The 14470-nt window shown below is 63.7% G+C and carries 12 protein-coding genes; 6 read left to right on the top strand and 6 right to left on the bottom strand.

Going from position 1 to position 14470, the window contains the following annotated elements; translation table 11 throughout:
- The first annotated feature begins 377 nt into the window (after positions 1–377).
- From NKI97_RS13085 to NKI97_RS13075, 3 genes are read left to right on the top strand one after another with little or no spacing between them, the layout of a single operon-like run.
- Entirely contained in the window at positions 378–1349 is a 972-nt protein-coding gene (locus tag NKI97_RS13085) for an ABC transporter substrate-binding protein (protein ID WP_352451898.1), read from the top strand.
- Positions 1346–2038, top strand: a complete 693-nt coding sequence (locus NKI97_RS13080; RefSeq protein ID WP_352451899.1) for a L,D-transpeptidase — start codon at positions 1346–1348, stop codon at positions 2036–2038. The genes NKI97_RS13085 and NKI97_RS13080 overlap by 4 nt, the downstream gene beginning before the upstream one ends.
- A 25-nt stretch (positions 2039–2063) precedes the next feature.
- A complete protein-coding gene (locus tag NKI97_RS13075; protein WP_352458185.1) occupies positions 2064–2393 on the top strand; it encodes a hypothetical protein in 330 nt (109 codons plus the stop codon).
- Between the two features lie 122 nt (positions 2394–2515).
- Here the strand turns inward: NKI97_RS13075 and NKI97_RS13070 are convergent, their stop codons facing one another.
- Positions 2516–4546 (bottom strand): transcriptional regulator, encoded by a 2031-nt coding sequence (locus NKI97_RS13070; RefSeq protein WP_352834563.1) that lies wholly within the window; start codon positions 4544–4546, stop codon positions 2516–2518.
- 213 nt (positions 4547–4759) lie between these two features.
- Between NKI97_RS13070 and NKI97_RS13065 the strand changes: the two genes are divergently transcribed.
- Together NKI97_RS13065 and NKI97_RS13060 are read left to right on the top strand one after the other, a co-directional pair.
- Positions 4760–5845 carry a PLP-dependent cysteine synthase family protein gene (locus tag NKI97_RS13065; RefSeq protein ID WP_352747330.1) on the top strand — a complete coding sequence of 362 codons (1086 nt, stop codon included), beginning with the start codon at positions 4760–4762 and terminating at the stop codon, positions 5843–5845.
- 25 nt (positions 5846–5870) lie between these two features.
- A complete protein-coding gene (locus tag NKI97_RS13060) occupies positions 5871–7385 on the top strand; it encodes a pyridoxal phosphate-dependent decarboxylase family protein (protein WP_352834560.1) in 1515 nt (504 codons plus the stop codon).
- Between the two features lie 139 nt (positions 7386–7524).
- On the opposite strand, the gene NKI97_RS13055 is transcribed toward NKI97_RS13060, so the two are convergent.
- The 5 genes from NKI97_RS13055 to NKI97_RS13035 all read right to left on the bottom strand — a co-directional run bounded on the left by NKI97_RS13055 (position 7525) and on the right by NKI97_RS13035 (position 13767).
- Complete coding sequence (locus NKI97_RS13055; RefSeq protein ID WP_352451905.1) at positions 7525–9165, bottom strand: ABC transporter substrate-binding protein; 1641 nt, start codon at positions 9163–9165, stop codon at positions 7525–7527.
- A 318-nt stretch (positions 9166–9483) separates the two neighbouring features.
- On the bottom strand, positions 9484–10476 hold the full coding sequence (locus tag NKI97_RS13050) for an alpha/beta hydrolase (protein WP_352834557.1): 993 nt from the start codon (positions 10474–10476) through the stop codon (positions 9484–9486).
- Positions 10477–10492: 16 nt separating this feature from the next.
- Entirely contained in the window at positions 10493–11170 is a 678-nt protein-coding gene (locus NKI97_RS13045; protein WP_023678943.1) for an isochorismatase family protein, read from the bottom strand.
- A gap of 20 nt (positions 11171–11190) precedes the next feature.
- Complete coding sequence (locus NKI97_RS13040; RefSeq protein WP_352834555.1) at positions 11191–12495, bottom strand: M24 family metallopeptidase; 1305 nt, start codon at positions 12493–12495, stop codon at positions 11191–11193.
- Between the two features lie 294 nt (positions 12496–12789).
- Positions 12790–13767, bottom strand: a complete 978-nt coding sequence (locus NKI97_RS13035; protein ID WP_352834553.1) for a GlxA family transcriptional regulator — start codon at positions 13765–13767, stop codon at positions 12790–12792.
- 318 nt (positions 13768–14085) lie between these two features.
- Between NKI97_RS13035 and NKI97_RS13030 the strand changes: the two genes are divergently transcribed.
- A complete protein-coding gene (locus NKI97_RS13030) occupies positions 14086–14418 on the top strand; it encodes a TM2 domain-containing protein (RefSeq protein ID WP_352834550.1) in 333 nt (110 codons plus the stop codon).
- The last annotated feature ends 52 nt before the right edge of the window (positions 14419–14470 follow it).

Genomic DNA, 14470 nt, shown 5'->3' with positions numbered 1-14470 from the left:
GAATTTTGCGCCCAGCTCTACAAAAAAGGCGCGACGATACCACATCTTATACGATCGCCATAATCGCGATCTATTGTGGTATTTTTTCGAACCCAGCCAACCGTTGCGAGGGCCGAAAGAAACGCGCCCCTTTGCCCGACTTTTCAACGCTGCGGCGTGCCAAATAGGGGCGCAGTGGGGGCGCCGCGGCCGCGTTGTGAGCATCTTCCCAGTCGGATTGTCATCGGGTAGCGTGCAGGGGCGGCACGTGAAGGCGCTCTCTTTGGCGAACGCACTGCCGCAGCTTCAGCAGTTGCCCGTCAGAAGATGGGTCCGGTGCTTGCCGCGACAGATTGTTCCCGTCCCGGTTCATTTCAGCACCGAAGCGAGGGGAAGAGATGCACAACCGATTTCGGCAGTGCCTGCGGAAAGTGTCGCTGGCGGCATTGACGATGCTGGCGCTAAACATCCCGATCCACGCGGCTGATCTCGTCATTGCAAAGCCGAACTGGCCGTCGGGCCAGGCGACGGCAAATATCCTCAAGGTCAGCCTGAAGGAAAATTTCGGGCTCGATGCCGACGTGCGCGAGATGGGGACGCTTATTGCCTTTGCCGGTCTCAATTCGGGTGAGGTGGATATTCATCCCGAAATCTGGCTGCCCAATCTGGACAATCTGGTGAAGAAGTATGTGGACGGGGCCGGCACGGTGGCCATCAGCCCTATCGGTGTGCCGGCATGGCAAGGCATATGCGCGACGCGTGAGGCAGCCGACAAATTTGGAATTCACGACGTTTCCGATCTCAGCGATACGAAGAAAACGGCCGCGTTGGATACCGATGGCGACGGACGCGGCGAACTCTGGATCGGCGCTGAGGGTTGGTCCTCAACCGCTATCGAGCGCGTCCGCGCCAACAGCTATGGTTATGCCAAGACAATGACCTTGCTGGAGACGCCGGAGGATGCCGGAATGGCGGCTGTCGATGCCGCCGTCGCCACGGATCATCCGATGGTGTTTGCCTGCTACGCACCGCACTATGTATTTGAGCTGCACGACATTGTCCGCCTTACCGAGCCGCCCTTCGACCCGGCAAAGTGGAAGATCGTGCTGCCGTCAGAAGATCCGCTCTGGGTCTCGAAGTCCAGCGCGCCGGTGGCATGGGATACCGCACATTTTCATATCGCCTACGCCACCTCGCTGCGCAAAAAATATCCGAAGGTTGTGGCGTTCCTGGAACGGGTCGACCTGAGGCCCGAGGAAATCACCAAGATGAGTTATGCGCTCCAGGTAGAGCGTCAGGATCCTTACGAATACGCCAAACAATGGGTTGCCGCACAAGGCGCACGGGTGCACGGGTGGGCAAATCCATGAGCGGAAATCCTATGTTCGCGGAACGCGGCACCGTCCGGCGGCGCTCCCTCACGGCAGTCGTCGCCGCGGCGTTCGGTCTTGTCGCGGTGGCGGCGCTGGCTGCGGGAACACAGGTTTTCGACCCGAAAAGCCACAAATGGGTGGACTACGATCGCACCAAGGCGCGCAAATACTATGCCGCGCATAATGAGGTGCCCGAGGCATTTCGTCCGCAGATGGTCAAATTCCGCACCGCGGAAGTGCCAGGCACGATCATCATCGATGGCAACCAGCACTTTCTCTATCTTGTGCAGCCGGGTCAGCGGGCGATGCGCTATGGTATCGGCGTGGGCCGGGAAGGGTTTGGCTGGGCCGGCATCGTGCGCGTCGGCCGCATGGCGGAGTGGCCGACCTGGACACCTCCGGCCGAAATGGTCGCTCGCGATCCGAAGGCGGTGAAATACGCCGGAGGCATGGACGGAGGGCCCGACAACCCGCTCGGCGCGAGGGCGCTCTATCTCTATGAGCGCGACCAGGACACGATCTACCGGATACACGGCACCCCGGAGCCCTGGACGATCGGGCTCGACGTGTCGTCGGGGTGCATCCGTATGAGGAACGACGACATCGTCGATCTCGCGTCCCGCGTCAAGGTTGGAGCCAAGGTTATCATTCTCATGCAGGGGGCGGCACTTTACAAGGGTGTGTGAAGCGGCATTCGGAGAGGGACAAGCAATGTCGGCAAAAGATGCAGTGAGAACTTCGATCCTGGTGACGGCAATCGGATTCCTGGCTGGAGCCGTTAGCGCTTGTGTCAGCACGCCACCGCCGCCGCCTCAGGACCAGATGTCCAGGACCAAGGTCGAGACGGCCCCGGCGGACCTTCAACTGCTTTGCGCCAATGCGGTCGCCAAGGCGAGCGGTGTCGACAGCACGAAGATACTTCCGGTTTCATCGAGCAAGCTCGATTCCAAGACCTATCAGGTCGAACTCGATGCCAGTGGCAAGAAGACAAGCTGCCTCGTGGATACCGACGGCAACGTCAAATCGGTTGAGCCCGTCTGATCCGCTCTGGTCGACGAATTCGCAACCAACCTGACGATGCGCCATGGCTGCAGACATGACGATGTTTGGGGCGGCCAGCCGCGATGAGCGGTTTGGAGAGCCTGGCAAACCGCGCGCCTGCCTCACCCCAGCCCGATCCGCTTGGCGCCTTGCCGGAACAGCGCCTCGGCGTCCGGCCCGAAACGGAACGTGCCGATGAAATCGTCGGCGCAGTAGTTCGGCAGCATCTTGCGCAGCGCAGCGGCGAAACTTCGTGCCTCGTCCAGCCGCCCCGCCAGCGCAAGGCAATGCGCGGCAATCGCGAGGATGATGGCGTGGGCGTTGGGACGCGCGGCTGCTTTCAGCGCCCATTCGGCGGCTTCGTCGAACTGGCCGAGCCGGACATGCGACATCGCCCTGGCGCCCAACATACCGAACAGCAGCGGATCGAAGGGGCTCAGATGCCTGGAATGGTCGGATGAGCCGATCGCAGCCTGCGGGTCGCCGGACTGCGAATGGACGAAAGATAGCGCATAGTGGCCGAGCGCGAAATTCGGGCTGAGGTCTACGGCGCGTTCCAGCTCGATGAGGGAGCCGTCCTGCTCGCCGCGCAGCCACAGCGCCCGTCCCATGGCCCAGTGAGCGGCCGGATTGTGATCGTCGACGAGCAGGCTCTGGCCGGCTGCCTCGAAGGCCAGGGCGCTTTCGTGATCGCGGTCGCCCCAGCGCTGGAAGGCATTTTGCCAATGGGTGAAGGAGAGGCCGGCATAGGCGCGGGCGAACGTCGGATCGAGCTTCAAGGCTATGTCGAAGAAATGCCGGGCCTGCTCGTTTTCCGCGCGGGTGAAGCGATACATGTGCCAGAGACCGCGGTGGTAGGCTTCCCAGGCGTTCAGCGAATTGGGCGCCTTCAACATGGCGCGGTTGCGCTCGACCGTCTCGATCTCGGCCGAGATCGACGAGACGATGCTGTTGCCGATGTCGTCGAGCACGGCAAAGATGTCGTTCGGCTTGCGCTCGAACGTCTCGGCCCAGACGATCCTGGCCGTGCGCACTTCGACCAGCTCGACCGCGACGGTGACGCGGCCGGCCTGGCTGCGTACCGTGCCGGTGGCGACATAATCGACATTGAGCCGACGGCCGGCATCCTCCGGCCCAATGTTTTTTTCGGCGAGCGCAAACACCGAACCGCGCGCGATGACGAAGAAATCCCTGAGCTTGGCCAGGCGGGTGATGGTATCGTGGGTCAGGCCATCGGCGATGCCTCCGCGTGGACCGCCGTCAGCCGTCTCTTCGGCAAACGGCATCACCGCAAGCGAAGCCTTCTGCGATGCAGCAGTGTCGGAATTGGGAAGCACAATTGACGCGTGAGGGGCCGCGGGTACGAGTGACGGTCGCGCCCAGAGCGTAGCGGCAGGTCGTTCGTTGCGGATCGTGCGCCATGCCTCACGAACGGGTCCGAAATCCAGATCCTCCGAAGCAAACAGCTGCGCTGCGGAAGCGAGATGTTCCTCGCACGCGTCAAACTGGCCGCGCTGCGCCAGCCCTTTCAGAAGAGCCACATGCGCGCGCCCGTCGAACGGAGCGAGTTCCAGCCATTTGTCCAGATGCGAAGACATTCTGTCGGCATCCACCGGAAGCTTGTTGACGAGATGTTCCAGGATTGCGGCGTGCCAAGAGCCGAAGCGGCGGCGCTGAGCGATCAGCCAGCTGTTGAAATGCGGGCTGCGGTCGATCTCCAGCCCATCGAGAAAGTCGCCGGCGAACATTCCGGAAAGAGCCTGCAGCCGCTCTAGACCGAGCGTCTCAACGCCCTTGGCGGCGGCCGAGGCTATGTCGACAGCGTCGACGGAAGCACCTCTCAGATCAAGCGCGATCGTGTCGCCTGGTGTCTCGACCCTGCGACGATGCGGTTCATCGAGGATGCCTCTAAGCTTGCTCAGGCACCAGCGAAGCTCGCCGCGCGGGTCGTTCGGCACATCCCACAAAAGCTCGCAGAGGCGGCTGCGGCCGACCGGATGCGGCGCCAGCGCCAGATAGGCGAGCAGCGCACACAGCTTGCGCGATTTTGGGAGCTGGATGATGATGCCGTTGCGTGCGATCGTCAGGGGTCCGAGCAGACGCACGGAAAAGCCGGCCACCTCGCCGCCGAGGCTCGATCGGGTGGATTCCACGTAAGTTTCCACGCCTGCTCCCACGCTGGCCAGTCGGCCTTTGTTTTATCACCAAACGCGACACGGTGCATCCGGCAGCGAATTCCCGCTCCGGATGCCGCCATTGCCGGAGGCAAATGTAGCGCGGCAAGGTCTCGAAACCTCGCCGCCCAAGCCACCGGTCTGTAACCGGCCCGTGACGACAAGAGACAACGACAAAGCGAGGAGATCGACATGTTGCATCAACAGAAAATCAGAACCACCGCCGGGCGCGGCCGTCTGTTCGACAGCGTTCTCGACACGGTCGGCGATACGCCGGTGATCCGCATCAATAATCTCGGACCGGACCATGCCACGATCTATGTGAAGGCCGAGTTCTTCAATCCCGCCGCCTCGGTGAAGGACCGGCTGGCGCTCAACATCATCGAGGAAGGCGAGCGCAGCGGCGCTCTAAAGCCTGGCCAGACCGTGGTCGAGGCGACCAGCGGCAACACCGGCATCGGCCTTGCCATGGTCTGCGCCCAGAAGGGCTATCCGCTGGTGGTGACGATGGCCGACAGCTTTTCTATCGAACGCCGCAAGCTGATGCGCATGCTGGGCGCCAAGGTGGTGCTGACGCCGCGCGCCCAGAAGGGTTTCGGCATGTACAAGAAGGCGGTGGAGCTCGCGGAAGCCAATGGCTGGTTCCTGGCCCGCCAGTTCGAAACCAAGGCCAACGCCGCCATTCACGAAGCGACGACGGCGCGCGAGATCATCAACGATTTCGCCGGCTCGCGGCTCGACTGCTTCGTCACCGGCTACGGCACGGGCGGCACCGTCGCCGGCGTCGGACGCGTGCTGCGCCGCGAGCGGCCGGAGACCCGGATCGTGCTCGCCGAACCGGCCAATGCGCAGCTTATCGGCAGCGGCAAGCCGCAGCAGCGCGGCACCGGCGGCGCGCCTGCCGCCAGCCATCCGGCGTTCGAGCCGCATCCGATCCAGGGCTGGACGCCCGACTTCATTCCGGACGTGCTGCAGGAGGCGATAGACGCAAGCCTCTATGACGAGGTGGTGCCGATTGCCGGGCCCGAGGGCATGAAATGGGCCAAGGCGCTGGCGCAGAAGGAAGGGATTTTCACCGGCATCTCCGGCGGAGCGACCTTCGCGGTGGCGCGGCAGATCGCGGAAAAGGCGGCACCCGGCTCGGTGATCCTGTGCATGCTGCCCGATACCGGCGAACGCTACATGACGACACCGCTGTTCGACGGCATCGAGGCGGAGATGGATGCCGAGGAGACTGCGCTGTCGCAGTCGACGCCCGGCTGCCAGTTTCCGGCGTGACGGCGGCACATCGGGAGCGGCCTGCATGGACACGAAACCTGGACTGGCCGTCACGGCCACCGAGGAAACGCTTGACCCCTCGAACTGGGCCGACGTGCAGGCCCTGTCGCATCGGATCGTCGACGATGCCGTCGCTTACCTGCGCGATGTCAGAGAGCGTCCGGTGTGGCAGGAGATGCCGGTTGATGTGAGGACCTTCTTCACATCGCCGCTGCCGCGTTCGCCGGCGCCGCTAGCCGAGGTGTATGGCCAAGTAACCAGGAGTTTGATGCCCTATCCGATGGGCAACGTCCATCCGCGCTTCTGGTCCTGGTATATGGGCTCGAGCAATTTCACCGGCGCGCTCGGCGATTTCCTGGCGGCGATCCAGGGCTCCAACCTCGGCGGCGGCAACCATGCCGCCGCGCTGATGGACAACCAGGTCGTCGACTGGTGCAAGCAGATGATGGGCTTTCCGCAATCGGCCAGCGGCACGCTGGTCAGCGGCGGCTCGATGGCCAACATCATCGGGCTGACCGTGGCGCGCAACGCCAAGGCCGGCATCGACATACGCGAGCACGGCGTTGCCGGCATCGACAAGCCGCTGCGTTTCTACGGCTCCGACCAGCTTCACTCCTGTCACCGCAAGGCGATGGAAGTGCTCGGCCTCGGCAACCGGGCGCTGCGTCGCATCCCGAGCGATGCCGGGCTGCGGATCGACATCGCTGCGTTGCGGGCGGCGATCGCCGAGGACCGCGACGCCGGCTTCAAGCCGGCCTGCGTAATCGGTACGGCCGGCACGGTGAACACCGGCGCAATCGACGATCTGCAAGCGCTGGCTGACCTGGCGGCAAAAGAGGATCTGTGGTTTCACGTCGATGGCTGCATCGGCGCCTTGCTTGCGATTGCGCCGGACAATTCGCATCGCGTTGCCGGCATAGAGCACGCCCACTCGATCGCGCTCGATCCGCATAAATGGCTGCACGCGCCATTCGAGGTCGGCTGCGCGCTGATCCGGGATGCCTCCGTGCATCGCGGCGCGTTCGCGGTGATGCCGGAATATCTGGAATCGACGCCGCGCGGCCTGGCCTCCGGCCAATGGCTGCACGATTACGGCCTGCAGACGACGCGCGGCTTTCGCGCTCTGAAGGTGTGGATGGCGTTGCGAGAGCACGGCATCGAAAAGTTCGGCCGGCTGATCGACCAGAACATCGCGCAAGGGCATTATCTCGGCGCGCTGATCGCGGCCGAACCGGCACTCGCACTGGCGGCGCCAGCGAACATCAACATCGTCTGCTTTCGCTACCGCGCGGACGGACTGGGCGGGGAGCGCCTGAAAGCGCTCAATACCGAGATCATGCTGAGGCTGCAGGAAGAAGGCATCGCCGCCATTTCCGACACGACGGTGCATGGCCAGCATAGCCTCAGGGTGGCGATCAACAACCACCGCACCCGGCGCGACGATCTGGACCTGCTGGTGCGGGAGACCGTGCGGCTTGGACTGGAGATTTCAAGGCGTGGCGTGGCTCTTCCTTCTCCCCTTGTGGGAGAAGGTGGATGAGGGGTGTTCCAGCTTGATACTGACGGCACTCCGTCCGCACCCCTCAACCGTCTTGGCGCTGCGCGCCAATCCACCTTCTCCCACAAGGGGAGAAGGAAGAAGGAGCGGCGCTGGCCCCGACAATTGGTCGTCTGCAAGGCTACGCCTCGAGCCAAACCTTCTCGAAATGCTGCTCGAGCGACTGGTGCTGCTCGCAGCCATGCACGCCCTTGCGGTAGGTGCGGTAGACCGAGCGCCAGTAGGGCTGGATGATGACGCCGGAATCGCGCAGATTTTGTTCGATCTTGGCCATGAGCTCCTTGCGGGCGCCGGGATCGGGCATCGCCAGCGCCTTGTCGAGCAGACTATCGAATTCCGGATCGGCGTAGGCGCTCTCGTTCCATGCGGCGCCAGACTTATAAGCGAGCGCCAGCACCTGGACGCCGAGCGGCCGGCCGAGCCACTCCGTGCAGGAGAAAGGATATTTGCTCCAGTCGTTCCAGAAGGTCGCGGCCGGCAGCACGGTGCGCTTGATTTTCAGCCCGGCCTCGCGCATCTGCGCGGCGATGGCGTCGCCGGTGCTCTTCTGCCAGTCGACGTCGACCGAGATGAGTTCGTATTCGTGGTCGGCCTTGCCGGCCTCGGCGAGCAGGGCCTTGGCTTGATCAATGTTGCGGACGGCCGGGCCGATATCGGCATATTCGGGATGCATCGGCCCGACATGATGGTTCTCGGCAGGCTTGCCGCGGTTGTCCATGCCGATCTTCAGCACAGCGGCGTTGTCGACGGCGAGCTGGGCGGCGCGGCGCACCTTGATGTCGTCATAGGGCGGATTGCCGATATTGAACCGCGCGACGATGGTCGAGCCGGTGGCGATTTCCGAATTGCTCAGGCCCATGGAGTCGGTCTGCGCAACCGTGTCGGAGGCGGTTTCGTGGTCGGTGTCGATCTCGCCCGATTCGAAGGCCGACAGCATCGCATTGGGGTCGGAGCCGTAGTCCACCCATTTGATGCCGTCGAGGTAGAACTCGCCCTTCCACCATGGCTTGTCTTTGCGGCGGACTTCGGCGCCGACCTCGGCGTCCCATGCCACGAGTTCGCAAGGCCCGGTGGTGATCGCCAATGCCTTCAGCGGATCGCCGTCGCCTTCATAGCTGCGGTGCATGATCAGCGCCGGGTAGTCGGCCATGCCGGCGATCAGCGAAATGTCGGGCTTCGGCAAATTGAGCCGCACGGTGACGTCGTCGACGCGCTCGATGCCGCCGTCGACGGGCTTCTTGGTATCGGCGTTGACCAGTGCGCCCATGCGCGCGGCGACCGAATTGCCGGCGACGGACGCATCGCACCAGCGCGTCAGATTGTGGATCACGTCGTCGGCGTTGAAGGTGTCGCCGTTCGACCAGGTGATGCCCTTGCGGACATGCAGCGTCAGCACGCGGGCGTCGTCGCTGGTTTCCCAGCTCTCGAGCAGCCATGGCTCGAAGGTGAAGTCGCGCTTCCAGCGCACCAAATATTCGTTGCACTGGCGGGCGACGTTGGACATCTCGACGCCGTCGAAGGTGCGCGGATCCTTCCAGCCCTTGACGTTCATGGCGACACGCAAGATGCCGCCGCGCTTCGGCTCCTCGGCCCTGGCCGGTGACGGCGCAAGCCCGCCGAGCGCCAGCGCGCCGGTAGCGCTGACGCCGAGCGCAGCCATGGTGGCGAGATATTCGCGCCGGTTCATCTGGCCTTTCTTGAAGCCATCGGCGACGGGCTCGGCCTGCGGATGCAATGATCTGCCGGTCAACATGAATTTCATCGTCGTTCCCCTGTTGTTGGGCGCCCCGGCCAATCGCCAAACGCGGGGGACGGATGCGATCGCCGGGACGCCATTGCCTCGGGGATGATAGGGCGGGCTTCCCCAGGGGAGTGTTCGGACTTCCGCAGTTCTTGTGCGCTGTTCCGCAAACGGAAGATCCCGCTCACCCGGATTGCCAACCGAATTACGAAGGGCAATTCGGGGCAATCCGACCTCTCCCCCGGGGGAGAGGAGGTCGCCAGCGTTGATGCCAGCCTCTTCTCCCCAGCGGGGAGAAGGTGGACGCGAAGCGGCCGGATAAGGGGGGCCTTCGCAACCTCAGTAAGGCCAGTCGCCTTTGCCGAGCGCGGCGATGGCCGCAACGATGCGGGCGAAGGCTTCGCCGGCGCGCGGCACGGTCTTGCGGCCGCGTAGAAAGCCATGCACGAGGCGCGGCTCCTCATGCCACCAGGCGCGACCGCCGGCGGCCAGGATGCGGTCGCGATAGGCCTCGCCTTCCGAGGACAGCGGGTCGCATTGCGCGGTGACGATGACCGTCGGCGGCAGCCCGGAGAAGTCGGTGTCGCTGAGCGGCGAAAAGGTCGGGTCGTCTTGCGACTGTCCCTTCGCCGACCGGATCTGGCGATAGAACTCGATGTCGCGCAACGTCAGCAGCGGCGCTTCGGCGTGCTTGACATAGGAGCCGGCGCTCTCTTTGCCAACTGGTTCCGGGCCGCCGAGCTCGGCATAGATCAGCACCTGGCCGATCGCATGGCGAGGATGGCGGTGTGTCGCCTGTGCCACCGCAGCGGCCAGATTGCCGCCGGCGCTTTCGCCGCAGAGCACTATCGGCAGGCCGGCCGTCGCCGCCGCCCATTCGAATACGGCCAGCGCATCGTCGAAGGCGGCCGGATGCAGATGCTCGGGCGCCAGCCGGTAATCGGCGGACAGCACGGCAAAGCCGGTGCCGGCGCAGATCTCGGCGCAGATGTCGTCATGGCTGTCGAGCCCGCCAAGGACGAAGCCGCCGCCGTGATAATAGACAACCATCGCCTGCGGCGCCGTGCCCGCCATCTGGTAACGCCGGACCGGGATCGCACGGTCGCCGGCAGGAACCGCGCTGTCGCTGGCCTTGACGCCGGGTGGGTAGGGCTCGCGAAACATCCGGCACATGGCATCATAGACCGCCCGCTGCCTGTCGATCGGCATGTAGACGATTTCGGGCGGATACCACTCGTTGACCCGATCGATATAGGCCCACAGCTCCGGATCGAGCAGCGTTTGGTATTTTCCGCGCCCTCTCGTTCCGGGTCGCTCGGCCTCAGTGATCATCGCTGCGCGATCCCGCTCAGAGCTCGGCGTAGAGCCGGGCAGCATTTTCATAGCTGAAGCGCAGCGGCACCGAGCCCTCGACCTGCCAGGCTTCGACCGTCTCGCCTGCCAGCAGCCGGCAGGCGCCGTCGGTGGTGGTGACGGCACCGCCATAGAGCCGGTTGGCAAGGTTGAGGATGGCCGTCTGGTGCATCGCCGTGCTGCCGCTGCCGCAGGCATCCTTGACCAGCAGCACTCGAAACCCGAGCGCCACCGCATCCTTGACGGTGGCATCGATGCAGGCCTCGGTCCAGACGCCGGCAACGACCAGCCACTCGATGCCGTCGGCCTTCAGCCGCTCGGCGGCAGGCCCCGCGCGGAAGGCGCTGGCATCGGTCTTGACCAGCATCATCTCGCCTGTCGCCGGGCCCACTTCCGCGCAGATCGCAGTCAGCGGATCGTCCTTGTCGGAAAACGCCGACTTGCCGCTGGCCTCGACCGGGTGGAACGGCCGCGCCGTGGCGAGATCGACGATATAGGCCCAGTGGTAAAGGGGCACATTGTTGGCCCGCGCCGCCTCCTGCAGCCGCTGGACGTTGGCGAGGATGTCGCCATAGCCTTCGACCAGATAGCGCTTGTCCCGCCGATGCTCCTCCTGGAGATCGATGAACACCGCCGCCACCTTGCCGCGCTTGATCGAGATCGGGCTTTTCATGCAAAACTGCCTGTCAGCACTCAAACATACCTGTCAAGGAAATCATCCTCATAGGGGAAGCGCGACAGGAGCTCGGTGCCGGTCTCGGTGATCAGGATCTCGTCTTCCAGCTTGACGCCCTCGCGGCCGCCCTTCTCGCCGATATAGCTTTCGACGCTGACCACCATGCCGGGCACGATGACACCGTCGCGGCCATAGGTCTCGTAGTCCATGGCGTGCGCTATGAACGGCGTTTCGCCATGCATGCCGACGCCGTGCATGACCGAGGTATAACGCTGGTCGACGAAGCGGTCCGGTATCTTCCAGGCCCTTTCGGCAATCTCGCGAAACGCCATGCCCGGCTTGACGACCCCGATATTGTGCTGAACCTGGTCGTGCGCCATGCGGTAGAGCGACTTCTGATAATCCGTCGGCTTGCCCGGTCCGCAACGGAAGGTGCGCGAAAAGTCCGAATAATAGCCGTAGCAGCCGATCGTATCGGTATCGAGCGCCAAGAGTTCGCCCGGCCTGATCTTGCGGCCGCTCGCCTCGTTGAACCACGGATTGGTGCGCTGGCCCGAGGTCAGCAGCCGGGTCTCGATGAACTCGCCGCCTTGCCGGATCACCTCACCATACATGATGGCGAACAGCTCGTTTTCGGAAACGCCGGGCTTGACCGCCTCGCGCACCGCATAGACCGCAGCCTCGGCACCAGCCATCGACACCTGCAGGCATTTTACTTCCTCGGGCGTCTTGACCGCGCGCACCGCCAAAATCTCGCCCTGGCAATCGCGGACGTCGCAGCCGCGCTTTTCCAGCGCCAGTGCCTGCAGATGGCTGCAGCGGTCAAGGCCGAGCTTCATCGAGCCGCCGCCATGCGCCTTGAGCAATTCGGCGATCTCATCGGCGAACGGGCCGGCGGTCTCGTCGTCGCGGCCTGACACCGATGACCAGACCAGCTTGGACGGACGCGCCTCGTCGATCGTGTCGAGCACCATCGAGACATGGTAGCTCTGCGGATATTCGAACAACACGATCGGCCCTTCGGTGGGGATGAAGAAGTAGCGCGTCGAGTTGCGCAGGAAATAGCCGAACATGTTGCGCGAGCCGGTGGCGTAGCGCTGGTTGTAGGGGTCGAACAAAACGACGCCGCCATAGCCGGCCTCGCGCATCCAGGCGCGCAGCCTGGCCAGCCGGCCCTTGCGCAGCGCGCCGGCGTCGATGAAGGACGGCTCGGTGTCCGACAGCCACATGCCGCCGGCCGGATCCGCCGCCGCCGGGTGGCGCATGCGGTCTTTGAAGTCGACGTCCTCGGTGCTGTCGGGGTCAAAAACGACAATGCTCATGGGTGCCTCCTGGAAGCGGCGAGGATGGGCCATGCGCCGCGTAGAGGCTGTGCGAGATACCGCAGATGTTGTGCGAAATACCGCTTGAAGTCGTTCCGTAGCGTTCTACGGCGCCCCCCTCTGTCCCTGCCGGACATCTCCCCCTCAAGGGGGGAGATCGGCTCGTCATCGCCGCTTTCGTGAATTTCCACCGTCGCAGGAGGAGCGGAGCATCGAAGCTGCCAATCTCCCCCCTCGTGGGGGAGATGTCCGGCAGGGCAGAGGGGGGCGCTGTCCCGCCAACATCCGAAATACCTAATGCCTCCGCATCACCTTCGGCGCATGGCCATGCTCCTCCCGAAACGCCCGCGCAAAGCTCGACATTGAGGCAAAGCCGCAGGCCAGCGCCACGTCGCGCACCATCAGCGTCGAATGCGCCAGGAGGTCGGCGGCGCGTTTCAGCCTGAGGCGGCGGTAATAGCCGTTGGGCGAGATGCTGAGCTCGGAGCGAAAATTGCGTTCGAGCTTGTCGGAGGAGACGCCAAGCCTATTCGCCAACTCCGCCATGCCGAGCCGCTCCTCCACCGCATCCTCCATGATGGCGATGGCCGACAGCACCAGTTCGTTCTGCACGCCGGTCCGCAGCCTGAGCGGCATCAGCTTGCGGTCGACGCTGGAGCGCAGCGGGCTGTGCACGAACCATTCGGCGACGCCGGCGGCCAGTTCGGCGCCATAATCGCTGGTGATGATCTCCAGCATCATGTCGAGGCTGCCGACGCCGCCGGCCGAGGTGAATCGCTTACGGTCGATGACGTAGAGATCGCGCCTCAGTTCGATGTCCGGAAACGCTTCGGTGAACGCCGCCTGGCTGGTCCAGTGCAAGGTGCAGGCATGGCCGTCGAGCAAGCCGGCCCGCGCCAGGAAGAAGGCGGCATCCGCCACCGCGCCGATATGGGCGCCGCCGCGCAGGCTCCTGCGGATCCAGCTCACCGCATCGTGCGCGACGAGATGATCGGCATCGCCGCCCGAGCAGACGACGATGCGATCGACCTTCGGCGCATCGCCGGCAAAAAAGCCCGGCTGGATGACGACGCCGTTCGAAGCCTCGACCGGACCTTCGGCGGCGCCGACAATGATCCAGCGGTAGCAGTCTCGCTTGGCAAGCACGTTGGCGGCCCGCAACGGCTCGATGACCGAACTGAACGCCATCATCGGAAAGCCGGGGAAGACAAGCACGGCAAAGGTGAGGGGGCCGTCGGTGGGTCTGGATGGGTCGCGTGTGGGGGTGGTCATTGGTAAGGATGCCCGATCGGTCGGCAGGGAGCCACAATTCCTGCGCGATGTGTAGTTCCTGCCGCGCCATCGCATCCAAGCGCGGCGTCAGCGCGAAGCGATGTCCCGGAGATTTCGCGCTCTCACGATCCAGGAATTCGACTTCATTATCACGCCTTCCGGCCTCCCAAGCCCTCCGCAGAACTACCCGGAGGGGACGCGGAAGGCAATATCATCTTGCATAGCGGCGCCCAGAATGCGCGCGACAGAAACTTGCGCAAATTAATAGGTTGCGCAATTGTACGTAGGCTTGGGCGAGATTTCTTAGGGAGTGGGGGCATGACACTTACCACGCAGCAGCAGATACTTATCGAGCAACGAGTGACTAATGAGGCAAAATCAACGGGCGCTGCATACCTGATTTGGTTTTTGCTTGGGGGCCTCGGCGTTCACCGTTTTTACCTTGGTCGCACCGGGAGCGGTATCGCTCAGCTGATGCTTTTCATTTTTGGATGGATAACCTTGCCCATCTTCGTCGGCGCTTTCCTTCTCATCACCTTGGCTATTTGGGTTCTTATCGACGCCTTTTTGATCCCGGGCATGGTCCAGTCACACAAAGAAGAGGTCCGACGAGGCTTGACCAGCAGCGCTTTGATCATGAGTAGCTCATGATGCGTTAACATGCGGGGACCAGCCAGAGAAAGATTGGCAGCTCGGCATCGTG

The sequence above is a fragment of the Mesorhizobium sp. M0296 genome, from assembly GCF_040321675.1.
In the GTDB taxonomy this organism is placed as follows: domain Bacteria; phylum Pseudomonadota; class Alphaproteobacteria; order Rhizobiales; family Rhizobiaceae; genus Mesorhizobium.
Note: the sequence above shows the minus strand (reverse complement) of the source record. Positions and strands in the feature narration are given on the sequence as shown.